We start from the raw sequence: 24058 nt of genomic DNA, 5'->3' as shown, positions 1-24058 counted from the left end.
GGCGCAGCGGGCCCCGCACCCCTCGCGTCCCCCGGAGGGGCCGCGCACCGGGGGAGCCGGCACGGCACCGGGCCCCGAACGACGGAGAGGCGCCCCGAGGCCCGGCCCGGGGGCGCCTCTCCGTCGTTCGGAGCCGCTCAGACCGACACGGGGACCTGATCCCGGTCCTGGTGGTCGTCCTTCGCACGGCCGCCCGGCAGGATGCGGGCCAGCCAGTGCGAGCGTCCGGCGGCCAGCGGCGCGAGGACGGCGAGCAGGAGGACGTAGCCGGCGATGAACGGCGAAAGCCGCTCGTCCAGTCCGGCGGCGGCCGCCATCGTGGCGAGGATGAGCGCGAACTCGCCCCGGGCCACCAGGGTGGTGGCGATGTTGGCGGTGGCCTGCGCGCCGAAGGAGTACACCTTCGCCGCCGCGAAACCGGCCGCGACGTTCATGGCGAGCGTCAGCGCGACGGCCGCCAGCACCGGCCACAGCACGCTCGGGAGGTCGCCCGGGTCGATGGAGAGGCCGAAGGCGAAGAAGAATATGGCGCCGAAGGCGTCCCGCAGCGGGTGCACCAGTTTGAGGATGCGGTCGCCGGACGAGGTGGAGCCGAGCATCAGGCCCACCATGAAGGCGCCGATCGCGTCGGCCACGCCGAACATCTCGGAGACGCCGGCGACGAAGACCGCCACCCCCAGGAACGAGATGACGAGCAGCTCGTCGTCCTTGGTGTTCATGAGCTTGCCGATGATCTTCGTGCCGAACCGGGCCGCCAGCGCCAGCAGCAGCAGGAACCCGAACGCCTTGCCGCCGTCGACCAGCGCGGTGGAGAGGCTGTCCGCGCCGGACAGGATCGGCTGGAGGGCGGCCAGGTAGAGGGCGAGGAAGATGTCCTCGACCACGATGATGCCGAGGATCGGCCGGGTCTCCGGATTACCGATGCGCCCGAGGTCCACCAGGATCTTGGTGACGATCGCGGACGAGGAGATGCCGAGGACACCGGCGAGGACCAGCGCCTCCGAGGTGCCCCAGCCCAGCGCGAAACCGAAGGCGAGACCGGCGCCGACGTTCAGGGCGAGGTACGTCCCGCCCGCGACGGCCATCTTCCGGCCGCCCGTCCTGAGGTCGTCCATGTGGAACTCGAGCCCCAGGTAGAAGAGCAGGAGGACGAGTCCCAGCGCGGAGAGCATCTCCAGGTCGTGCGGGTTGGAGAGGAGGGTGTACCCGGGGGTGTGCGGGCCGAGGAGGATCCCGGCCAGGATGAACAGGGGGATCGTCGGCAGCCCGATACGGCCACCGAGGCGGGCGAGGACGGCGGCGGCCAGGAAGGCGCCACCCATGGCGAGGAGGGTGTCTGCGTGTCCGATGAGCCTGTTCCTTCGGGGTGGGGTCACGTACGGGTCAAGAGGGCGTCAAGAATCCATCAGTAATTAGTTTACCGAACGATTAACTCTGCAACTACGGGTTGTTCGTATTGTCAGGTTTTGTCTGCCCTGCTCGGCGGGGGCGGCACGTCAACCGGCTCCCGGCCGCCGCGAGTTCGGGTTCGGCTGCGGGGGCGGCCGTAGGGTCGGCCCATGACCGGACACCAGTTGAGCGTCTTCGAGGTGGAGTCGATCGCCCGTGAGGCCCACGCGCGCCAGTCCGACAAGGCGGGCCGCCCGTACGCGGAGCATCTGGCGGCCGTGGCCGAAGGCGTACGGGTGCGCGGCGGCGACGACGGGCAGATCGCGGCGGCCTGGCTGCACGACGCGATCGAGGACGGCGCACTCTCCGCGGAGTGGCTGGAGGCCGCCGCCCTGCCCCGGCGGGTGAAGGACATGGTCCTGGCGGTGACCAAGCGGCCTGGCGAGGCGCTGACCTCGTACACCGCCCGGATTCTGGCCACCCCCGGCGCGTTGCTGGTCAAGGAGGCGGACCTCGCCCACAACGCCGATCCCGACCGTCTCGCGGCCCTGGAAACGGCGACGCTTACCCGGCTGGCGGCGAAGTATGCGCAGGTACGGGGCCTGTTGGGGCTGCCCGGGGGCGAACCGCCCCCGGACCGAAAGGATTCGGCCAACCCGGGAACGCACTGATCCACCCGGGAACGCGCTGATCCACCCGCGGCCGGGCCGCGGGTGGATCAGCGCGAGAGGGCGGGGGCGGCCCCTCGCCCGGGCGGGCGACGGGTCGACGGTTCACCGCTTCGCGGGAGCCTTCCGGAACGCCCAGGACAGCTCCGGCTCGGTGGCCCACTTCAGGGCCCGGCCCACCTGCGGGGTGCACATGAGGGTCACCGCGGCCGCCGCCGCGAGGGAGACGACGACGAGGCCCACCGGGTCGGAGAGCCAGGCGTGGCGGTCGAACAGGCCCGCGTACCCGGCCCCCTTGATCAGGAAGCCGTGCAGCAGGTAGCCGCAGATCGTTCCGGCGCCGAGCACCGTGAACCACCGGGCCCCGCCGGGCGCCCAGGCCAGGAAGCCGATCGTCAGGGCCAGTGCGCAGCCGAACATCGCGAGCGTCATCACCGCGCCCGACCACCACGGCGCGCCCATCTCCTGCGCGCTGTTGGCGCGGTAGAGCCAGCCGAGCTGCATGTGCGGGGCGATCCAGTACGCGAAGAGGAGGGCGCCCGCGAAGAGGGGCACGGACAGCAGCCGCACCTCGCGCCGCCTGACCAGCTGGAAGTGCTCCGGCTTCAGCAGCAGGCCGAGCACGAAGAAGGGCAGGAACTGCAGCACCCGCTGGAGATCGAGGTCGTCGCCGATCTCGGGGGAGATCGAGGCGAGCGCCGCGATGGCGAGCGCCACCGGCAGCGGGTGGCGCAGGGACAGCCAGATCGGCGTGGTCACCCGCCAGATGAACAGGGCGATGAGGAACCAGGTCAGGAAGAACGGGTCGACCAGGCTGATGGCCATGTCCGGCGAATCGTCCGCGTACCGCTTGAAGAGCGAATAGGCCGTCTCGAAGAGCACGTACGGCACCACGACACCGGTGATCAGGCGCTTCACCTTGGGCGCCGTCATGTCGAAGTTCCGGGAGAAGTAGCCCGAGACGAGGATGAAGGCCGGCATGTGGAACGCGTACACGATCATGTACAGCGCCCGGGTGGCGCGACTGCCGTCCATCACGGGTTCCCAGGCGTGGGCCACCGCCACGAGAACGATGGCCAGATATTTCACATTGTCGAAGTAGGGATCGCGTTTCCTCGTCGGCGCGGGCGCCGGAGCGGTGGCGCGGGGGGCGCCGCCGACCGGGGCGGGCCGGGGTGCGGTGGCGGTGAGCGTCTGCTCGCGTCTGGGCTCCGGCTCCCGGGTCGCCGGGGGGAGCGGGGCCCTCTGAAATACGCTCGGAGCTTGGAACATCTCAGGCACCTTAGACCGGTCGATTGCCGTGCGTAAAACCGCGGGGAGATATCGCGTGTTCCCCTCTATTCGAATGTGAAACCGTCGAACACGGTCCGATATGGCACCATTGATCCCCATGAAATGGTGCATACCGCCTGGGCGTTGAGGAGGGTGAATTACGTCGCACCCATTCTGTCCGTGGGCTGTGAATAAAGTGTGGGGATGCGGAAACGATCGCCGGAGCCGATATTCGGCCGCCGCGATTTCACAGCTGCCGCACAGGGCGGGCCCGGAGCGTCTGGCCGTCGTCCGGCCCCGGTCGCGTCCCTTGCGCCGAGCGGCCTCCGGGCTCGGTCCGCCCGTCCCCGCCCCCTGGGCCGGGCGCGGGCGACGGCCGTGAAGGATGGCGGGATTCCGTCACCCCGTTCCGTCACCCGGCAGCACCCACGGGGGAGTTGGTGGCACGATGGGGGGCGACGGGGCGCGCGGCGGTGCACGCTTCCGGGCCGGCAAGGCGGACCGACCGAAGGTGTGATCAGACGTGGCTATTTCACTGTCGATGGTGCTGCTGTTCGCGGTCATCCTGGTGGTAATGATCCGTAGCGGCTCCATCAAGCCCGGCCCCGCGCTCGTCGCCGTGCTCTTCGGCTTCTTCCTGGCCTCGACCGGCATGGCGCCGTCGATCAACAGGTTCATGAACTCGATAGCCGACACCATCAACCAGATCAGCTTCTGATCGGCTTCCGGGCAGGGGCGGCCCGCCGGGTGCGGCGGACCGCCCCCGCCGGTGTGCACGACGCGCGAGGGCCGGGCCGGAGGATGATCCTCCGGCCCGGCCCTCGGCCACATGGAGCGGGCGACGGGAATCGAACCCGCGTAGCTAGTTTGGAAGACTAGGGCTCTACCATTGAGCTACGCCCGCATGCACCGCACCGCAGGTCCGTGGACCGCGGCACGAAGAGCATCGTAGCGGGTCGGCGGCGGTGTCCGCACACCTGTCGCTCCGACCGCCGGACGCGGTACCGGACCCGCACCGCACCGGACCCGGTGGAGCCGCCCCGTAAAGCGGCGTATCCCCGGTCGTCGTCCATGTACCCTACGTGTCGCACCGACGGGGTGTGGCGCAGCTTGGTAGCGCGTCCGCTTTGGGAGCGGAAGGTCGTCGGTTCGAATCCGGCCACCCCGACCACCGGCAAGATCGCGTTGTGGGAGTCATCCTCCTTGCCGTTACTATGCAAAATGCGTGCCCGTGTGTCTGATGTACCGGGCTCGGTCCGCGAAGCCGCCACTCGGCGGCCCAGCAGAACCCCAAGAAGTCAGCCACCAAGGAGACCGAACCGTGAAGAGCGCCGTGGAGACCCTGAACCCGACCCGGGTTCGGCTCAGCATCGAGGTGCCCTTCGAGGAGCTCAAGGACAGCCTCGACGCGGCGTACAAGAAGATCAACCAGCAGGTCACGGTGAAGGGCTTCCGCAAGGGCAAGATCCCCGCCCGGGTCATCGACCAGCGGTTCGGCCGCGGTGCGGTGCTGGAGGAGGCCGTCAACGACGCCCTCCCGAAGTTCTACACCGAGGCGGTCAACGAGGGTGAGCTGAACGTCCTCGGCCAGCCCGAGGTCGACATCACCGAGCTGAAGGACGGCGAGCTGCTGGCCTTCACCGCCGAGGTCGACGTACGCCCCGAGATCGAGATCCCGGACTACTCCGGCATCGAGGTCACCGTCGACGCCCTCGAGGTCACCGACGAAGAGGTCGAGAAGGCCGTGGAGCAGCTCCGCGAGCGCTTCGCCTCCACCAACCCGGTCGAGCGCGCCGCCGCCGAAGGCGACGTCGTCACGATCGACCTGCAGGCCAAGGTCGACGGCGAGGTCCTGGAGGACGGCGTGGCCGACGGTGTCTCGTACACCATCGGTTCCGGCGAGCTCCTCGACGGCATCGACGAGGCCGTGACCGGCCTGGAGGCCGGCGGCGAGGCCACCTTCACCTCGCAGCTGAAGGGCGGCTCCGCCGAGGGCAAGGACGCGGAGGTCACCGTCAAGGTCACCGCCGTCGCCTCCCGCGAGCTCCCCGAGCTGGACGACGACTTCGCCCAGATGGCCAGCGAGTTCGACACGCTGGAGGAGCTGAAGGCCGACAGCCGCAAGCGCCTGGAGACCACCAAGCAGTACGACCAGGCCACCCAGGCCCAGGAGCGGGTCCTGGAGGAGCTGCTGAAGCTCGCCGAGGTCCCGATCCCGGAGAAGCTGCTCGCGGACGAGGTCCAGACCCGCAAGCACAACCTGGAGCACCACCAGCTCGGTCAGATGGGCCTCGACCTGGAGAAGTACCTCGAGATCCAGGGCAAGTCCCTGGAGGAGTTCGAGAACGAGACCTCCGAGCAGGCCGTCAAGGGCATCAAGACCCAGTTCCTCCTCGACGAGATCGTCAACAAGGAGAAGCTGAACGTCAACCAGGAGGAGCTCACCGAGCACCTCATGCGCCGTGCCGCCTCCTCCGGCATGAGCCCCGACCAGTTCGCCCAGGCCGTCGTCGAGGGCGGCCAGGTGCCGATGCTCGTCGGCGAGGTCGCCCGCGGCAAGGCGCTCGCCGTCGTCGTCGAGGCCGCCAAGGTCGTCGACACCAACGGCGAGGTCGTCGACCTGGAGGACGACGAGGACGAGGCCGCCGAGGCCGCCGAGTCCACGGAGACGGCCGAGGCCGCCGCCGACGAGAAGGCGGACGACAAGGCTGAGGAGAAGAACGAGGCCTGAGCCTCGCTCTCCTCCGCGGCAGCCTCGCGCTGACCGTCACGACGGGCCCCGGACGCACCGCGCGTCCGGGGCCCGTCGCCGTACCGCGTCGCATCGCCGTACGGCCCCGGAACCCGTGTGCGCACTGCCGAGCTTGCGCTCCCAGCGAACAGTTGGGGAAGCGGGATGGCGTTGTCCCACCTGCGCGTTAGGGTCCATGAAGAGGAAGGGTGGGGCAGTGACTTCACCCGCCCGGTACGAAGACGCTGAGACGGCCGGAGCCGTCAGAGACGAGCAGGTGGATACGTGACGAATCTGATGCCCTACGCCGCCGGAGAGCCGTCCCTCGGTGGAGGCCTCGGTGACCAGGTCTACAGCCGACTGCTCGGCGAGCGCATCATCTTCCTCGGTCAGCAGGTCGACGATGACATCGCCAACAAGATCACCGCACAGCTCCTCCTCCTTGCCGCCGAACCCGACAAGGACATCTACCTCTACATCAACAGCCCCGGTGGTTCGGTGACGGCCGGCATGGCCGTCTACGACACCATGCAGTACATCCCGAACGACGTCGTCACCATCGGCATGGGCATGGCCGCCTCCATGGGCCAGTTCCTGCTCACCGGCGGCGCCGCGGGCAAGCGCTTCGCGCTCCCGAACACCGACATCCTGATGCACCAGGGTTCGGCCGGCATCGGCGGTACGGCTTCGGACATCAAGATCCAGGCCCAGTACCTGCTCCGCACCAAGACGCGCATGGCCGAGATCACCGCGCACCACTCCGGCCAGACCGTCGAGACGATCATCCGCGACGGCGACCGCGACCGCTGGTACACGGCGGAGGAGGCCAAGGACTACGGCCTCATCGACGAGATCATCACGGTCGCGTCGGGCATCCCGGGCGGCGGCGGCACCGGCGCCTGATCCGGCTCCCACCGGACCGGCGGCACTCCCGCCCCCCCCTCTCGTACGCCGAGACCTCCAGCCCCAGAACGCCACCAGGATGGTGAACACCCACATGAACAACTTCTCCGGCGCCTCCGCGAGCGGCCTCTACACCGGCCCGCAGGTGGACAACCGCTACGTCGTCCCGCGCTTCGTGGAGCGCACCTCGCAGGGCGTGCGCGAGTACGACCCGTACGCGAAGCTCTTCGAGGAGCGCGTGATCTTCCTGGGCGTCCAGATCGACGACGCCTCGGCCAACGACGTCATGGCGCAGCTGCTGTGCCTGGAGTCGATGGACCCCGACCGGGACATCTCGATCTACATCAACAGCCCCGGCGGCTCGTTCACCGCGCTCACCGCGATCTACGACACGATGCAGTTCGTGAAGCCCGACATCCAGACGGTCTGCATGGGCCAGGCGGCCTCCGCCGCCGCCGTCCTGCTCGCCGCGGGCACCCCGGGCAAGCGCATGGCGCTCCCGCACGCCCGGGTGCTCATCCACCAGCCGTCCTCGCAGACGGGACGTGAGCAGCTCTCCGACCTGGAGATCGCGGCCAACGAGATCCTCCGCATGCGCTCGCAGCTGGAGGAGATGCTGGCCCGGCACTCGACGACCCCGCTGGAGAAGATCCGCGAGGACATCGAGCGCGACAAGATCCTGACGGCCGAGGACGCTCTGGCGTACGGTCTGGTGGACCAGATCGTTTCCACCCGCAAGACCACCGCGGGCGCATCGCTCTGACGTCGGTCTTTCCCCTTGGCACATTCCGTGTCCACGGCCCGGCCGTGTGAACCGTGCCAAGGGGGGCCCGAACGGGGGCCCAGGCAAGGTACCGTCGAATAGAGGCACCAGGAGCCGCTGAACCAGGCGTCTCCCAGGCGAAGGGGAAGCACCTCGTGGCACGCATCGGTGATGGCGGCGACCTGCTCAAGTGCTCGTTCTGCGGAAAGAGCCAGAAGCAGGTGAAGAAGCTCATCGCGGGTCCTGGTGTGTACATCTGCGACGAGTGCATCGATCTCTGCAACGAGATCATCGAGGAGGAGCTCGCGGAGACGAGCGAGGTGCGCTGGGAGGAGCTTCCCAAGCCCCGCGAGATCTACGAGTTCCTGGAGGGGTACGTCGTCGGGCAGGAGCCCGCGAAGAAGGCCCTCTCCGTCGCGGTGTACAACCACTACAAGCGGGTCCAGGCCGGGGAGAACGGCGGCGGTTCGGGTCGTGAGGACGCGATCGAGCTGGCCAAGTCGAACATCCTCCTGCTGGGCCCCACGGGTTCCGGCAAGACGCTGCTCGCGCAGACGCTGGCCCGCATGCTCAACGTCCCGTTCGCCATCGCGGACGCCACCGCGCTGACGGAGGCCGGCTACGTCGGCGAGGACGTCGAGAACATCCTGCTCAAGCTGATCCAGGCGGCGGACTACGACGTCAAGAAGGCCGAGACCGGGATCATCTACATCGACGAGATCGACAAGGTCGCCCGCAAGAGCGAGAACCCGTCGATCACCCGCGACGTCTCGGGCGAGGGCGTGCAGCAGGCGCTGCTGAAGATCCTGGAGGGCACCACCGCCTCCGTCCCGCCGCAGGGCGGACGCAAGCACCCGCACCAGGAGTTCATCCAGATCGACACGACGAACGTGCTGTTCATCGTGGGCGGCGCGTTCTCCGGCCTGGAGAAGATCATCGAGTCGCGGGCCGGGGCCAAGGGCATCGGTTTCGGGGCCACGATCCGTTCCAAGCGGGAGATCCAGGCGAGCGACCAGTTCCAGGAGGTCATGCCGGAGGACCTGGTGAAGTTCGGGATGATCCCCGAGTTCATCGGCCGTCTCCCCGTGCTGACCTCGGTCCACAACCTGGATCGCGAGGCGCTGCTCCAGATCCTCATCGAGCCGCGCAACGCGCTGGTCAAGCAGTACCAGCGCCTCTTCGAACTCGACGGTGTGGAGCTGGACTTCGAGCGCGAGGCGCTGGAGGCCATCGCCGACCAGGCGATCCTGCGCCAGACCGGTGCGCGCGGTCTGCGCGCCATCATGGAGGAAGTCCTCCAGTCCGTGATGTACGAGGTCCCGTCCCGCAAGGACGTCGCCCGTGTCGTCATCACCCCGGACGTCGTCCGCGACCACGTCAACCCGACGCTGGTCCCGCGGGAGCCGCGCACGATCGGCAAGAACGACGGCGGCCGGCACGAGAAGTCCGCGTAGCCGTACCCGAGACGCGTACGCCGAAGGGGCGCCCACCGGTTCGACCGGCGGGCGCCCCTTCGGCGTCGGGCGGTCAGATCTTGGTGCGGGCGGTGTTGTAGAGCTTGGCGGTGAGCGCGGCGGCGTCCTCCTTGGGCACGCCCTTCCCGGCCAGCGCCAGGAGCTTGTCCGCGGACGTCGTGACACCGGCCGTGCTGTAGTCGGCCCAGACGCAGATCGCGAGCACGAAGGACTGGGGCCCCTTCGCGGCGGCGGCGTCGGCCTTCTTGTTGGTCATCCTGAGGTCCTGGCACTTCATCACCGCCCCCTCGAAACCCTCCGGCTCGAAGACCTCGGCCGAACCGACGAGTTCGATCTCCACGTCCTCGCCGCCCGACTTCGCGTCCTTCTCCGCGTCCACGAAGGCGTTGTTGACCACCTTGGCCGGGTCCTCGATCTCACCCCAGAAGCCCTGGAAGTTGATCACCTTGGTGGCGGCGCTCCCGGTGCCCACCGAGTAGTCGGCCTTGGCGGTGCTGGGGTTCTTGATCCCCAGCGCCTCGACCTCCGTCTTCTCGCTGCCGGTCAGAGGAGCGCTGAGAACGGGCTTCGAGACGTCCCGCTTGTAGGCGTCGACCGCGTCCGGCGGCGTGATCTTGTAGCCCTTGGTCGCCTCGGACACGTCCGAGTTGCTGACCTTCTCGCCCGAGGTGAGGAAGTACACCCCGCCCGCGATGACCGCCAGCGCCACCACGGCGACCCCGATGATCAGCCCGGTCTTCTTCTTCGGCTGCGGCGGCGGCCCGCCGTAGGGAGGCTGTCCCCCGTACGGAGGCTGCCCCCCGTACTGCGGACCGGGCGGCTGCTGACCGTACGGGCCCGGCTGCTGTGCCTGCGGGTAGCCGTAGCCCGGCTGCTGCTGCGGCTGCGCGTACGGGTTCGGCTGCTGCGGGGGGACGCCCTGCGGGGCCTGCTGCGGGTAGCCGTAGCCGGGCCGGCCCTGCGGCGGCGGGGCTCCGTACGGACCCGGCTGCTGTCCGTACGGTCCGGGCTGGCCCTGCGGCGGCTGCCCGCCGTACGGGCCCGGCTGGTTGTAGCTCATCGGGGTGTCCCCTCCAGATCGTCTCGGGCCGACCGACACGGGGAGGGCAGCCCTTATGCGTTGCGAACATCCTGACGGAAGCCGCCCCGGCACGGGCGACCGGGCCGGACACCGTTACCGAACCAATCCGTTTCAGTGCAGTCCTGTGACGGCCCTAAACTGTCCCCGTGACCGAGAACTCATCGCAGCAGCCAGCCAGCAACCCCGAACTGCCGACCACGTACGCGCCGGCCGACGTAGAGGGGAAGCTGTACGAGCGCTGGGTGGAACGCGGTTACTTCGAGGCCGACGCGAAGAGCGAGAAGCCTCCGTACACCATCGTCATCCCGCCGCCCAACGTCACCGGCGCCCTCCACCTGGGCCACGCCTTCCAGATCACGCTGATGGACGCCCTGACCCGCCGCAAGCGGATGCAGGGCTTCGAGACGCTGTGGCTGCCCGGCATGGACCACGCCGGCATCGCCACCCAGAACAAGGTGGAGCAGCAGCTCGGCGAGGAGGGCAAGTCCCGCCACGACATCGGCCGGGAAGCCTTCACCGAGCGCGTCTGGCAGTGGAAGGACGAGTACGGCGGGCGCATCCTCGGCCAGCTGCGCCGCCTCGGCGCCGGCCTCGACTGGTCGCGCGAGCGGTTCACCATGGACGAAGGGCTCTCCCGCGCCGTCCAGAAGATCTTCAAGGACCTCTACGACGACGGTCTGATCTACCGCGCCGAGCGCATCATCAACTGGTGCCCGCGCTGTCTCACGGCCATCTCGGACATCGAGGTGGACTACCAGGAGGACGACGGCGAGCTGGTCTCCCTCCGGTACGGCGAGGGCGACGAGACCCTGGTCGTCGCCACCACCCGGGTCGAGACGATGCTCGGTGACACCGCCGTCGCCGTCCACCCCGACGACGAGCGGTACGCCCACCTGATCGGCAAGCGCATCAAGCTGCCGCTCACCGACCGCACGATCCCGGTCGTCGCCGACACCCACGTCGACCCGGAGTTCGGCACGGGCGCCGTCAAGGTGACCCCGGCGCACGACCCGAACGACTTCGCGATCGGCCAGCGCCACGACCTGGAGTCCCTGACGATCATGGACGAGCGCGGTGTCATCACCGTGCCCGGCCCCTTCCAGGGACTCGACCGCTTCGAGGCGCGTTCCGCCATCGTCGCGGCGCTGCGCGAACAGGGCCGGGTCGTCGCCGAGAAGCGTCCGTACGTCCACTCGGTCGGGCACTGCTCCCGCTGCAAGACCACCATCGAGCCGCGCCTCTCCCTCCAGTGGTGGGTCAAGGTCGAGACGCTCGCCAAGGCCGCCGGCGACGCGGTCCGCGACGGACGGGTCGCCCTTCACCCCAAGGAGATGGAGAAGCGGTACTTCGACTGGGTCGACAACCTCAACGACTGGTGCATCTCCCGCCAGCTCTGGTGGGGCCACCGCATCCCCGTCTGGTACGGCCCGGACGGCGAGGTCGTCTGCGTCGGCCCCGACGAGGAGCCGCCCACCGGCGAGGGCTGGACCCAGGACGAGGACGTCCTCGACACCTGGTTCTCCTCCGGCCTGTGGCCGTTCTCCACGCTCGGCTGGCCCGAGCAGACCCCGGACCTGGAGAAGTTCTACTCCACCGACGTCCTGCTCACCGGCCACGACATCATCTTCTTCTGGGTCGTCCGGATGATGATGTTCGGCCTGTACGCGATGGACGGCGAGGTGCCGTTCAAGACGGTCGCCCTCACCGGCCTGGTCCGCGACGAGTTCGGCAAGAAGATGTCGAAGTCCAACCCGAACGCGGTCGACCCCATCGAGTGGATGGACGCCTACGGCTCCGACGCCGTCCGCTTCACTCTGGCCAACGGCGCCAACCCGGGCGCCGACGTCCCGATCGGCGAGGACTGGGTCAAGGCCTCCCGGAACTTCGCCAACAAGATCTGGAACGCCACCCGCTTCGCCCTGATGAACGGCGCGACGATCGAGGGCCCGCTGCCGGACCCGTCGCGGATGACGGCCACCGACCGCTGGATCCTCTCCCGGCTCAACGAGACCGTCGCGGACGTCGACCGCTACTACGAGGACTTCCAGTTCGCGAAGATCTCCGACGCGCTCTACCACTTCGCGTGGGACGAGGTCTTCGACTGGTACGTCGAGCTGTCGAAGACGACGTTCTTCGCCGGCGGCGAGCAGGCCAAGGTCTCCGGCCGGGTCCTCGGCGAGGTCCTCGACGTGACCCTGCGCCTGCTCCACCCGATCGTCCCGTTCGTCACGGAGACGCTGTGGACCACGCTGACCGGCGGCGAGTCCGTCGTCGTCGCCGCGTGGCCCGCCGACTCCGGCTTCCGCGACGAGGCGGCCGAGAAGGAGATCGAGCTGGTCCAGCAGGTCGTCACCGAGGTCCGCCGCTTCAAGGGCGACCAGGGCCTCAAGCCCGGCCAGAAGGTCCCGGCCGAGCTGACCCTGACCGGCACGGCGCTCGCCCCGCACGAGCCCGCGATCCGTCAGCTGCTGCGCCTGGAGGCGGCCGGGGACGGCTTCAGCGCCACCGCCTCCCTCCCGGTCGCCGGGGCCACCGTCGCGCTGGACCTGTCCGGCACCATCGACGTGGCGGCCGAGCGCAAGCGCCTCACCAAGGACCTGGAGGCGGCGAAGAAGGAGAAGGCCCAGGCGGAGGGCAAGCTCGGCAACGAGGCGTTCCTCGCCAAGGCGCCGGACCAGGTGGTCGACAAGATCCGCGGCCGGCTCGCCAAGGCCGAGGCCGACATCGAGCGGCTCGGCGCCCAGCTGGCGGGTCTCCCGCAGAGCTGATGAGCTGAGGGCGGAGCCCCCGCGCACCCGACCGACCGGGCGCGCGGGGGCTTCGCCGTACCGGCTCGGGCGGAGTCGGCCGGGCGCTGCGTGCGACGCCCGGCCCCATCCGTAGACTGGGCCCGTGAGTGAGCCCCGCCCTTCAGACCGGCACGACGCGCCCGATCCCGACGACACCTTCGAGGGGATCGTCGACGAGGCGACCCAGCGCGACCCCGACCTGGCGGTGATCGAGGCCGGGAGCCGCACGCTGCGCGCCTACTCGGGACAGCCGCAGGGCGAAGCGGTCCCGGCCCGCCCGGCCGACCCCGAGACCGACAAGGCGCTGCGGGCGGTGGAGCAGGAGCTCGCCGGGCGCTGGGGCGAGACCAAGCTGGAGCCGTCCGTCACGCGCATCGCCGCGCTGATGGACGTCCTCGGCGAGCCGCAGCGCGCCTACCCCTCGATCCACATCACCGGCACCAACGGCAAGACCAGCACGGCCCGCATGATCGAGGCCCTGCTCAATGCCTTCGAGCTGCGCACCGGCCGCTACACCTCCCCGCACGTCCAGTCGATCACCGAGCGGATCAGCCTCGACGGCTCCCCGATCGCGCCCGAGCGGTTCGTCGAGACGTACGAGGACGTCAAGCCGTACGTCGAGATGGTCGACGCCCAGCAGCCCTACCGGCTCTCCTTCTTCGAGGTCCTCACCGGGATGGCGTACGCGGCCTTCGCCGACGCGCCCGTCGACGTCGCGGTCGTCGAGGTCGGCATGGGCGGCGCCTGGGACGCCACCAACGTCATCGACTCCACGGTCGCCGTCGTCACCCCGATCTCGCTGGACCACACCGACCGGCTCGGCACCACCCCCGCCGAGATCGCCGGGGAGAAGTCCGGGATCATCAAGCCGGGCGCCACGGTCATCCTGGCGCAGCAGCCGGTGGACGCCGCGCAGGTGATGCTGAAGAAGGCCGTCGAGGTGGACGCCACCGTGGCCCGCGAGGGCATGGAGTTCGGCGTCGTCTCCCGCGAGATCGCGGTGGGCGGGCAGCTGTTGACCCTGCGCGGACTCGGCGGCGAGTACGACCAGATCTTCCTCCCGCTGTACGGGGCCCACCAGGCGCACAACGCGGCCGTCGCGCTCGCCGCCGTCGAGGCGTTCTTCGGCATCGGCGCCGAGCAGGCCCGCTCCCTCGACATCGACGCCATCCGCAAGGCGTTCGCCTCGGTGCTCTCGCCGGGCCGCCTGGAGGTCGTGCGCTCCAGCCCGACCGTCGTCCTGGACGCCGCGCACAACCCGGCCGGGGCCAAGGCGGCGGCGGAGGGCGTCTCCGAGGCGTTCAGCTTCTCCCGGCTGATCGGCGTGGTCGGCACGAGCGGCGACAAGGACGTCCGGGGGCTCCTGGAGGCGTTCGAGCCGATCTTCGCCGAGATCGTCGTCACGCAGAACTCCACCCCGCGTGCGATGGACGCGGACGAGTTGGCCGCGATCGCCGTCGAGGTCTTCGGCGACGACCGGGTCCAGGTCGAACCGCGCCTCGACGACGCGTTGGAGGCGGCGATCACGCTGGCCGAGGAGGAGGACGAGTACGCGGGCGCCGGGGTGCTGGTGACCGGGTCCGTGATCACGGTCGGCGAAGCCCGGCTGCTGCTGGGAAGGGGCTGAGAAGAAGCATGCGGACGCTCTGCGCCTCGACGCTGATCAGTGAGTTCTTCGTGATCGGCTTCGCCGGTCTCGTCGCGATGAAGATGGACGACGCCTCCATGGGCGTGGTCTGGACGGTGTGCGGCATCGGCATGGCCCTGTCCGTGCTGCTGTGCGGCATGCTCACCCGGCCCGGCGGCATCCAGCTCGGCTGGGCGCTCCAGATCGCTCTGGTGCTCAGCGGTTTCGTGGTCCCGGTGATGTTCGTCCTGGGCCTGGCCTTCGGCGCGTTGTGGTGGGCCTCGATCCACTACGGCCGCAAGATCGACGAGGCCAAGGCGCGCTGGGCCGCGCAGGAGGCCGGCGAAGCCGCCGCCTGACCCCCGGTGCCCGCGGGCGCCGACCGCCCCGGCCCCCGGCGCCGCCGCGCCCGGGGGGAGCCGGGTCCGGGCCCCGGGCCGCCGTGCCGGGGCCGCCGGGCCTCCCGCCCCCGTGCTCCCGGAGCCCGGCCGACACCCCCGGGCCGGCCCCGGGTTCCGGCCGTTCCGGGGGGCGTGAAGGTGACCCTGGGTGAACCCCGGCGCAAACCCGTCTCCGTACCCCTGTAATCTCGCCCTCACCGCACCCGCACAGCCCGGTCTTGCAAGGAGCCCGTACATGACCCAGCGCACCCTCGTCCTGCTCAAGCCCGACGCGGTCCGTCGTGGCCTGATCGGCGAGATCGTCGGCCGTATCGAGCGGAAGGCGGGCTGGCGGATCACCGCGCTGGAGCTGCGCACCCTGGACCACGAGACGCTGGAGCAGCACTACGGCGAGCACAAGGGCCGCCCGTTCTACGAGCCGCTCATGGAGTTCATGGCCTCCGGCCCCGTCGTCGCCCTGGTGGCCGAGGGCGAGCGGGTCATCGAGGGCGTCCGCGCCCTGGCCGGCCCCACCGACCCGATCGCCGCCGCGCCCGGTTCGATCCGCGGCGACTTCGGCACGATCACGCGGGAGAACCTCATCCACGCCTCGGACTCGGAGAAGTCCGCAGAGCGAGAACTGAAGCTTTTCTTTCCGGGACTTTCCTGACCCGATCGGCCAAACAGCGCTGTACGCCTGGGGCGACCGAAGTAATTCGGTCGCCCCTCGGCATAGGGTTCGGTGTCGCGGGAACGCATCCCTCCGACGTAACGTCACCATGGGTGGAACGGGTACGCGTTCCGCTCGTCCTGGCGAAGGACCCTCGCGTGGTGTCCGTGCATACGGCACTACGATGGAAGCTTCCACGCCCGCAGCGCCAACCTCGCCTACCAGAACAAGCCATCTTCGTTTCTTGGGAAGGCCCGACGCATCCTCATGGGGAACAAGGGGAACTCAATGTCGTTCATCGGCCGTGACATGGCTATCGACCTCGGGACTGCCAACACGCTGGTGTACGTCAGGGGGCGCGGCATCGTCCTGAACGAGCCGTCCGTCGTGGCCATCAACACCAACACCGGCGGAATCCTGGCGGTCGGCTCCGAGGCCAAGAAGATGATCGGGCGCACGCCGGGCAACATCGTCGCCGTGCGACCCCTGAAGGACGGCGTGATCGCCGACTTCGAGATCACCGAGCGGATGCTCCGCTACTTCATCCTCAAGATCCACAAGCGCCGCTACCTGGCCCGCCCCCGGGTCGTCGTCTGCGTGCCCTCCGGTATCACCGGGGTCGAGCGCCGCGCCGTCATCGAGGCGTCCACCCAGGCCGGCGCGCGCCAGGTGCACATCATCGAGGAGCCCATGGCCGCGGCCATCGGCTCCGGTCTGCCGGTCCACGAGGCCACCGGCAACATGGTCGTCGACATCGGCGGCGGCACCACCGAGGTCGCCGTCATCTCGCTCGGCGGCATCGTCACCGCGCAGTCGATCCGCACCGCCGGCGACGAGCTGGACAACGCGATCATCCAGCACATCAAGAAGGAGTACTCGCTCCTCCTGGGCGAGCGGACCGCCGAGCAGATCAAGATCACGATCGGTTCGGCGTACGACCTGGAGAAGGACGAGCACACCGAGATCCGCGGCCGCGACCTGGTCTCCGGTCTGCCCAAGACGGTCGTCATCTCGGCCGCCGAGGTCCGCAAGGCCATCGAGGAGCCGGTCAACGCGATCGTCGACGCCGTGAAGACGACGCTCGACAAGTGCCCGCCCGAGCTGTCCGGCGACGTCATGGACCGCGGCATCGTCCTCACCGGCGGCGGCGCGCTGCTGCGCGGGCTGGACGAGCGGCTGCGCAACGAGACGGGCATGCCGATCCACATCGCCGAGGACCCGCTGGACTCGGTGGCGCTCGGCTCCGGCAAGTGCGTCGAGGAGTTCGAGGCGCTCCAGCAGGTGCTGGACGCCCAGCCCCGCCGCTAGCCGTCCTGCGGGACACACCCGATCCGGAGAGCGGACGCTGACGCTCCGTCCGCCGGATCGTTGATATAGATCGTTGCTGTACGGGCGCCGGGGCGGGACTCACCGCACCGGTACCCGTACGGAGACGTACACGGGCACGAACATTCCGACGAGGAAGGCACGGCCGCCGCACGTGAGGGACACACGAGAGAGCCGGCTGCTTCTGGTGCTCTTGATCGCCATCGCATTCGCCCTGATCACGGTGGATATCCGAGGCGGCGAGGAGTCACCGGTCGATGGCGCGCGGCAGGCCGCGGCCACCGTCTTCGGGCCGATCGAGAACGGCGTATCAGCGGCGGTCGACCCGGTCGGCAACGCCATAGGGGCGGTCCGCGACTCCGGCAGCCGGCACGACCGGATCTCCGTCCTGGAGAAGGAGAACGCCGCGCTGAAGGCCAGGCTCGGCAGCGACGACCGCACCAACAGCCGCGTCCGCCAGCTCGACGCCATGCTGAAGAAGGCCGGCGCCGGGCAGTACGGCATCAAGGGCGCCGAGGTCATCGCCATAGGAGCGGCCCAGGGCTTCTCCTGGACGATCACCATCGACGTCGGTTCGAACGACGGCATCCGCCGCGACATGACCGTCCTCAACGGGGAGGGGCTGGTCGGCCGGGTCACCACCGTCGGCCCCGGCACCGCCACGGTCCTGCTCGCCAATGACCCCGACTTCACCGTCGGCACCCGGATGGAGAAGACCGACGAGCTCGGGTTCGCCACCGGGCAGGGCTCGCGCCCGCTGTCGGTGCAGTTCCTCAACGGGAAGGCCGAGGTGAAGCCGGGCGACCGGCTCGTCACCTTCGGATCCAGCAAGGACAAGCCCTTCGTGCCCGGCGTGCCGGTCGGCGAGGTTGTCCGCGTCGACCCCTCGGGCGGCGCGCTGACCCGGACCGTCTACGTCAAGCCGTACGTCGGGTTCACCAAGCTCGACATCGTCGGGGTCGTCGTCCAGGCGCCCCGCGAGGACCCGCGCGACGCGGTGCTGCCCAAGCAGCCGGCCAAGGCCAAGCCGAAGCCGACTCCCACGGTCACCGTCACCGTCCAGCCCAACGGCGACCTGGTGGACGGCTCGGGCAAGGTCGTCGGCAACGTCAACGAGAACGGCGACGCCGCCGGCAACGCGGCGGGCGACCAGCAGGACCCCGCCCAGCAACCCGACAACGCGGCCGACGACCAGGAGCAGGGCTGATCCCATGCGCATCAACCGGACTCTGCTCTCCACCGCCCTGGTCGTCGTCGCCCTGGTCGTCCAGGTCTCCGTCCTCGCCCGCCTCCAGCTCCCCGGCGCCGTCCCCGACCTGCTGCTGCTCACCGTCCTCGGACTCGCCTTCGTGTACGGGCCGGTGAGCGGCGCCGTCATCGGGTTCGGCGCGGGCCTCCTCGCCGACCTCGCCCCGCCCGCCGACCACGCCGTGGGCCGGTACGCCCTGGTGCTCTGCGTCATCGGCTATCTGGCGGGGCTGATCCGGCCGGAGAACGGACAACTGCGGTCGGCGTTCGCCCCGATGGCCGCGGTCGTCGCCGCCGCGATCGGATCGACCCTGCTGTACGCGGGCGTCGGCGCGCTCGTCGGCGACACGGCCGCCCGCCACGTGGGGCTGGGCAGCCTCCTGTTCACGGCCGTGGTCTACGACCTGCTGCTGGCGCCCTTCACGGTGCCCGTCATCATGGCGCTGGCCAGACGCACCGAGAACGACCCGATCGCCGAGGCGTCCGCCGGCGGCAACGACGTCGCCGCCGGCTGGCTCGCCTCGGGCACCGGCCTGCGGATCGGCAACCAGCGCGGCGGCCTGCGCGTGAAGGCCGCCCGCAGCCGCGCCGCCCGCGCGGGCAGGATCAAAGGGGTCAAGCGACTGTGATCCCGTACATCACCGAGGACGCCGGGGGCGCCGCGTGAGGCTGTACTTCCCGGGGGACCCCCGTACCCCCGGCCGGACCGTCAGCGGGGGCGCCGCGTGAGCAACATTCCCGAGACCGGGCGGACCCAGCGGGTCCAGATCCGGCTCATCGTCATCCAGGTCCTCGTCTTCTCGCTGCTGCTCACCCTCGGCGGCCGCCTCTGGTACCTCCAGATCCGCAACGGCGACGAGTACACCGCCGAAGCCGCCGGCAACGGCGTGCAGCAGGTCGTCCAGCCCGCCGTGCGCGGCTCGATCCTCGACGCCCGCGGTGTGCCCCTCGCCGACAACGAGACCCGCCTCGTCGTCTCCGCCAGCCGCACCGAGCTGCTGAAGATGAAGGACGACGGCGAAGGCGTCCTCACCCGCCTCGCCGAGGTCCTGGACATGGAGCCGAAGGAGGTCCGGGACAAGGTCCGCCTCTGCGACTCCAAGACCCCCCAGCCCTGCTGGAACGGATCGCCCTACCAGCCGATCCCGGTCACCGACGAGGCCACCACCCAGCAGGCCCTCCAGATCCGCGAGCGCGCCGAGGACTTCCCCGGCATCACCGCCGAACCCACCGCCGTACGCCGCTACGCCGCCCCCGCCAAGGCGAGGACCGCGCAGGTCCTCGGCTACCTCTCGCCCGTCACCGACGAGGAGATCCAGCAGGCCCAGGACGGACCGTCGCCCTACCTGCGCTCCGACCAGGTCGGCCGCTCGGGCATCGAGCGCACCTACGACAAGGAGCTGCGCGGCAAGGCGGGCGTCACCCGCTACGAGGTCGACAACCTCGGCCGCGTCATGGGCGAGGCGGAGAACGACCCGGCCGTGGCCGGTTCCACCCTCGTCACCAGCCTGGACGCGCGGGTGCAGGCGGTGGCCGAGTACGAGCTGGCGCAGGCCATGAAGACCGTCCGGCAGGAGACCGACAAGATCACCGGCCGGAAGTACGAGGCCGACTCCGGCGCGGTGGTCGTCATGGAGTCCAAGACCGGCCGTGTCGTCTCGATGGCGTCCCAGCCCGACTACGACCCCAACGACTGGGTCGGCGGCATCTCCGGCAAGCAGTACGCCAAGCTCACCAGCAAGAAGTCCAACTACCCGCTCCTCAACCGGGGCATCCAGGGCCAGGCCCCGGCCGGCTCGATCTTCAAGGTGGTGTCGGCCAGCGCCGCCGTGCGCGGCGGCCACGCCTTCAACGACCTGTACGAGTGCAGCAGCTCCTACAGCCTCGGCAACCAGACCTTCGCGAACTTCGAGTCCAAGGGCCACGGCCCCATCACCCTCGGGGACGCGCTCAAGTACTCCTGCAACACGGTCTTCTACCGCCTCGGCCACGACGAGTGGGTCAAGGACGGCGGCATAAAGCCCAAGAAGGACGCCAAGAACTGGTTCTACCGCACCGCCCGCGACTTCGGCCTCGGCTCCGAGACCGGCATCGACCTGCCCAACGAGGTCAAGGGCCGCATCCCGGACCGCCAGTGGAAGCAGGACTTCTGGAAGGCCAACAAGGACGCCTGGTGCAAGGAGGGCAAGAAGGGCGGCACCTACGTCCAGCAGATCGCGTACGAGAGCTGCCTCGAAGGCAACCAGCTCAAGGCCTACGACAGCATCAACTACGCGATCGGCCAGGGTGACGTGCTCGTCACGCCCATCCAGATGGCCACCGCCTACGCGGCCATCAGCAACGGCGGAACCCTCCACGAGCCGACCGTCGGCAAGGCCGTGATCAGCCCCGACGGCAAGTCCGTCCGGGAGATCACACCCAAGGTCAGCGGGAAGCTGCCGGTCGACGCCCAGACCATCAAGGACCTCGACAAGGGCCTGCGCTCGGTCGTCGAGCCGGGCGGCACCGCCGCCTGGCGGTTCGGCGGCTGGCCGCAGGACAAGATCCCGATGCGCGCCAAGACCGGTACGGCCCAGGTGTACGGCAAGCAGACCACCGCCTGGTTCGCGACCTACACCGACGACTACACGATCGTCATGACGATCTCCCAGGGCGGCACCGGCTCCGGCGCCGCCGGTCCCGCCGTCCGCAAGATCTACGACGCGCTCTACGGCCTCGACGCCGAGGGCAACCAGGACAAGAAGAGGGCCTTGCTGCCGAAGCCCCAGAAGGCGCTGCCGAAGATCCAGCCCGACGGCTCGATCCGCGCGCCGAAGGTCAAGCCCTACGACCCCGCCCCGGTCACGCCCGAGCAGCAGCCCGGCGGGCAGGAGCCCCAGCTCCCGCTGCGGCCCGGAGGCCAGCCCGGACTCACCGGAGCGCCCGCTTCGACGGGGAGGCAGCCCTGATGGCAGGTGGATTCTCCGTCTCCCGGTACGGCCCCGACCAGGGCTCCTGGGCCAAGCTGACCGCCCGCGACTCCCTCGTGCGGCGGCTGGACTGGCCCCTGCTGGGGGCCGCGCTCGCGCTCTCGTTCATGGGCGCGCTGCTCGTGTGGTCCGCGACCCGCAACCGCGACCACCTCACCCAGGGCGACCCGTACTTCTTCCTCGTCCGGCACGCCCTCAACACCGGCATCGGGCTCGCCCTGATGATCGGCACGATCTGGCTCGGCCACCGCACGCTGCGCGGGGCCGTCCCGGTCCTCTACGGCATCTCGGTGCTGCTGGTCCTGGCGGTCCTCACCCCGCTCGGCACCACGGTCAACGGCGCCCACGCGTGGATCAAGCTGCCGGCCGGCTTCTCGATCCAGCCGTCCGAGTTCACCAAGATCACCATCATCCTCGTGATGGCGATGCTGCTGGCCGCCCGGGTCGACGCGGGCGACCAGGCCCACCCCGACCACCGCACCGTCGCCAAGGCGCTGGGGCTCGCGGCCGTCCCGATGGCCATCGTCATGCTGATGCCGGACCTCGGCTCGGTGATGGTCATGGCCGTCATCGTCCTCGGCGTCCTGCTGGCCTCCGGCGCCTCCAACCGCTGGGTCTTCGGCCTCCTCGGGGCGGGGGCGAGCGGCGCCGTCGCCGTCTGGCAGCTCGGTCTGCTCGACGAGTACCAGATCGCCCGGTTCGCCGCCTTCGCCAACCCCGCGCTCGACCCGGCCGGCGTCGGCTACAACACCAACCAGGCCCGCATCGCGATCGGCTCCGGCGGCCTCACCGGCACCGGCCTCTTCGAGGGCACGCAGACCACCGGTCAGTTCGTGCCCGAGCAGCAGACCGACTTCGTCTTCACCGTCGCCGGCGAGGAGCTGGGCTTCCTCGGCGCCGGGCTGATCATCGTGCTGCTGGGCGTCGTCCTGTGGCGCGCCTGCCGGATCGCCCGCGAGACCACCGAGCTGTACGGCACGGTCGTCGCCGCCGGGATCATCGCCTGGTTCGCCTTCCAGTCCTTCGAGAACATCGGCATGACGCTCGGCATCATGCCGGTCGCCGGGCTCCCGCTGCCCTTCGTCTCCTACGGAGGGTCCTCGATGTTCGCCGTCTGGGTGGCGATCGGACTGCTCCAGTCGATCAGGGTGCAACGGCCGATGTCCGCCTGAACCCCGGCCGTCGCGGGTAGGTGTCCGTACATGGCGGACACCAAGCGCGAAATCGAGCGGAAGTACGAGGCCACCGACGCCACCCGGCTGCCCGACCTGGACCGGGTGGCCGGGGTCGCCCGGACCGTCCCACGCGGGCGGACCGAGCTGGACGCCGTCTACTGGGACACCCCCGGCCTCCGCCTCGCCGCCGACGGCCTCACCCTGCGCCGCAGGACCGGCGGGGCCGACGAGGGCTGGCACGTGAAGTTCCCCGTCGCCGTCGGCGTCCGGGACGAGATCCACGAACCCCTCTCCGACACGCTGCCGCCCACGCTGGCCGCGTTGCTCCGCTCCCGGGTCCGGCACGCGGAGATCGCCCCCGTCGTCCGGCTGCTCTCCTCCCGCGACGTCCACCATCTGCTGGCCGCGGACGGCACGCTTCTGGCCGAGGTGAGCGTCGACACGGTCCTCGCGGAGCGCCTGGCGGGAGAGGGCGCCGGCGCCACCGCCACCTGGACCGAGATCGAGGTCGAGCTGGCGGACGACGGCGACCCGGCCTTCCTGGACGCCGTCGAGAAGCGGCTCCGCAAGGCCGGGGTGCGCCCCGCGGAGTCCTCGTCGAAGCTGGCGAGGGCGCTGGCGGAGACGACGCCGGGCCGCGAGGAGAACGGCCGTGACCGGCCCTCCGGGCGCACCGCGGGCGACCACGTCCTCGCCTACGTACGCGAACAGATCGACGCGATCGTCCGGCTCGACCCGGCCGTCCGCCGCGACCTTCCCGACTCCGTCCACAAGATGCGCGTCGCGACCCGCCGACTGCGCAGCACCTTCAAGACCCACCGCACGATCCTCGACCGCGAGGTCACCGACCCCCTCGGCGCGGAGCTCAAGTGGCTCGCCGCCGAACTGGGCCTCGACCGCGACCAGGAGGTCCTGGACGGACGGCTCGGCTCCCACGTCGGGGAACTGCCCACCGCTCTCGCCCTCGGCCCGGTGCGCGGCCGGCTCCGCGCCTGGTCGGCCGCCCGCCGCACCGGGGCCCGCAGCAGGATCATCGACGTACTGGACGGGAAGCGGTACCTCGACCTCCTGGACGCGCTCCACGCGCTGAGCGCCGACCCGCCGCTGCGCCCCGCCGCCTCCCGCAAGCCCGGGAAGGTTCTGCCGCGGGTGGTGCTCAAGGACCACCAGCGCCTCACGGCCCGCGTCGAGCACGCCCTCGCGCTGCCGCCCGGACCCGAGCGGGACGTCGCGCTGCACGAGGCCCGCAAGGCGGCCAAGCGCGCCCGGTACGCGGGCGAGGCGGCCCGCCCCGCCCTCGGCAAACCCGCCAGGCGCTTCGCGAAGCGGGTGAAGGCCGTGCAGTCCCTCCTCGGCGACCACCAGGACAGCGTCGTCGCCCGCGAGGCCCTGCGCACCCTCGGCATCCAGGCCCACGCGGCGGGCGAGACCGCCTTCACCTGGGGCCTCCTGTACGGGCGGGAGGAGGCCGCCGCCGAGGCCCGGGAGCGCGAACTGCCCGCGGTCTGGGCCCGCGCGGCCGGCCGCCGACTGCGCGCGGATCTGAAGCACCGGTGAGCGGGGTACGCTGGATGGTCACCCCTGCCGGCTCA

At 70.2% G+C, this 24058-nt stretch carries 19 protein-coding genes and 2 tRNA genes; 17 read left to right on the top strand and 4 right to left on the bottom strand.

The window, feature by feature from the left end:
• Window positions 1-137 precede the first annotated feature (137 nt).
• Window positions 138-1322 carry a cation:proton antiporter gene (locus tag AMK24_RS06685; RefSeq protein ID WP_073766040.1) on the bottom strand — a complete coding sequence of 395 codons (1185 nt, stop codon included), beginning with the start codon at window positions 1320-1322 and terminating at the stop codon, window positions 138-140.
• 237 nt (window positions 1323-1559) lie between these two features.
• Between AMK24_RS06685 and AMK24_RS06680 the strand changes: the two genes are divergently transcribed.
• Window positions 1560-2060: an HD domain-containing protein gene (locus AMK24_RS06680; protein ID WP_073766038.1), complete on the top strand. Its 501-nt coding sequence runs from the start codon at window positions 1560-1562 to the stop codon at window positions 2058-2060.
• A 102-nt stretch (window positions 2061-2162) separates the two neighbouring features.
• On the opposite strand, the gene AMK24_RS06675 is transcribed toward AMK24_RS06680, so the two are convergent.
• A complete protein-coding gene (locus AMK24_RS06675; protein ID WP_073766036.1) occupies window positions 2163-3329 on the bottom strand; it encodes an acyltransferase family protein in 1167 nt (388 codons plus the stop codon).
• A 523-nt stretch (window positions 3330-3852) separates the two neighbouring features.
• On the opposite strand from AMK24_RS06675, the gene AMK24_RS06670 reads away from it, so the two are divergent.
• A complete protein-coding gene (locus AMK24_RS06670) occupies window positions 3853-4047 on the top strand; it encodes a hypothetical protein (protein ID WP_012380975.1) in 195 nt (64 codons plus the stop codon).
• A gap of 112 nt (window positions 4048-4159) precedes the next feature.
• Here AMK24_RS06670 and AMK24_RS06665 read toward each other — a convergent pair.
• A tRNA-Gly gene (locus AMK24_RS06665) sits at window positions 4160-4233 on the bottom strand.
• Between the two features lie 190 nt (window positions 4234-4423).
• Between AMK24_RS06665 and AMK24_RS06660 the strand changes: the two genes are divergently transcribed.
• The 5 genes from AMK24_RS06660 to clpX all read left to right on the top strand — a co-directional run bounded on the left by AMK24_RS06660 (window position 4424) and on the right by clpX (window position 9180).
• Window positions 4424-4500, top strand: a tRNA-Pro gene (locus AMK24_RS06660).
• Between the two features lie 150 nt (window positions 4501-4650).
• Window positions 4651-6060, top strand: a complete 1410-nt coding sequence (tig, locus tag AMK24_RS06655) for a trigger factor (protein WP_073766034.1) — start codon at window positions 4651-4653, stop codon at window positions 6058-6060.
• A 297-nt stretch (window positions 6061-6357) separates the two neighbouring features.
• Window positions 6358-6963: an ATP-dependent Clp protease proteolytic subunit gene (locus tag AMK24_RS06650; protein WP_018511477.1), complete on the top strand. Its 606-nt coding sequence runs from the start codon at window positions 6358-6360 to the stop codon at window positions 6961-6963.
• 79 nt (window positions 6964-7042) lie between these two features.
• Window positions 7043-7726, top strand: coding sequence for an ATP-dependent Clp protease proteolytic subunit (locus AMK24_RS06645; RefSeq protein WP_073766032.1), 684 nt, complete (start codon window positions 7043-7045; stop codon window positions 7724-7726).
• Between the two features lie 155 nt (window positions 7727-7881).
• Window positions 7882-9180, top strand: coding sequence for an ATP-dependent Clp protease ATP-binding subunit ClpX (gene clpX / locus AMK24_RS06640; RefSeq protein ID WP_073766030.1), 1299 nt, complete (start codon window positions 7882-7884; stop codon window positions 9178-9180).
• 73 nt (window positions 9181-9253) lie between these two features.
• Here clpX and AMK24_RS06635 read toward each other — a convergent pair whose 3' ends face one another.
• Complete coding sequence (locus AMK24_RS06635) at window positions 9254-10261, bottom strand: hypothetical protein (protein ID WP_073766028.1); 1008 nt, start codon at window positions 10259-10261, stop codon at window positions 9254-9256.
• Between the two features lie 167 nt (window positions 10262-10428).
• Between AMK24_RS06635 and AMK24_RS06630 the strand changes: the two genes are divergently transcribed.
• The 10 genes from AMK24_RS06630 (at window position 10429) to AMK24_RS06585 (ending at window position 24023) form a co-directional block, all read left to right on the top strand.
• A complete protein-coding gene (locus tag AMK24_RS06630; RefSeq protein ID WP_073766026.1) occupies window positions 10429-13050 on the top strand; it encodes a valine--tRNA ligase in 2622 nt (873 codons plus the stop codon).
• Window positions 13051-13174: 124 nt separating this feature from the next.
• The gene (gene folC, locus AMK24_RS06625; RefSeq protein WP_073766024.1) at window positions 13175-14698 is read left to right on the top strand and encodes a bifunctional tetrahydrofolate synthase/dihydrofolate synthase; all 1524 of its coding nucleotides are present in this window, start codon (window positions 13175-13177) and stop codon (window positions 14696-14698) included.
• Between the two features lie 8 nt (window positions 14699-14706).
• Window positions 14707-15057 (top strand): DUF4233 domain-containing protein, encoded by a 351-nt coding sequence (locus AMK24_RS06620; protein ID WP_073766022.1) that lies wholly within the window; start codon window positions 14707-14709, stop codon window positions 15055-15057.
• Window positions 15058-15334: 277 nt separating this feature from the next.
• Entirely contained in the window at window positions 15335-15748 is a 414-nt protein-coding gene (gene ndk / locus AMK24_RS06615; protein ID WP_073766020.1) for a nucleoside-diphosphate kinase, read from the top strand.
• A 288-nt stretch (window positions 15749-16036) separates the two neighbouring features.
• Entirely contained in the window at window positions 16037-17056 is a 1020-nt protein-coding gene (locus tag AMK24_RS06610; RefSeq protein ID WP_030118912.1) for a rod shape-determining protein, read from the top strand.
• A gap of 172 nt (window positions 17057-17228) precedes the next feature.
• A complete protein-coding gene (mreC, locus tag AMK24_RS06605) occupies window positions 17229-18281 on the top strand; it encodes a rod shape-determining protein MreC (RefSeq protein ID WP_073766018.1) in 1053 nt (350 codons plus the stop codon).
• Window positions 18282-18285: 4 nt separating this feature from the next.
• Window positions 18286-18951 (top strand): rod shape-determining protein MreD, encoded by a 666-nt coding sequence (gene mreD / locus AMK24_RS06600; RefSeq protein ID WP_073766016.1) that lies wholly within the window; start codon window positions 18286-18288, stop codon window positions 18949-18951.
• A gap of 96 nt (window positions 18952-19047) precedes the next feature.
• Window positions 19048-21270 carry a penicillin-binding protein 2 gene (mrdA, locus tag AMK24_RS06595; protein WP_073766014.1) on the top strand — a complete coding sequence of 741 codons (2223 nt, stop codon included), beginning with the start codon at window positions 19048-19050 and terminating at the stop codon, window positions 21268-21270.
• Complete coding sequence (gene rodA, locus AMK24_RS06590) at window positions 21270-22463, top strand: rod shape-determining protein RodA (RefSeq protein ID WP_073766012.1); 1194 nt, start codon at window positions 21270-21272, stop codon at window positions 22461-22463. Before mrdA ends, rodA begins: the two co-directional genes overlap by 1 nt.
• Before the next feature lie 30 nt (window positions 22464-22493).
• Window positions 22494-24023, top strand: a complete 1530-nt coding sequence (locus tag AMK24_RS06585; RefSeq protein ID WP_073766010.1) for a CYTH and CHAD domain-containing protein — start codon at window positions 22494-22496, stop codon at window positions 24021-24023.
• Window positions 24024-24058: the final 35 nt, after the last annotated feature.

Origin of the sequence: Streptomyces sp. CB02366 (genome assembly GCF_001905905.1) — a bacterium.
In the GTDB taxonomy this organism is placed as follows: Bacteria; Actinomycetota; Actinomycetes; order Streptomycetales; family Streptomycetaceae; genus Streptomyces.
Note: the sequence above shows the minus strand (reverse complement) of the source record. Positions and strands in the feature narration are given on the sequence as shown.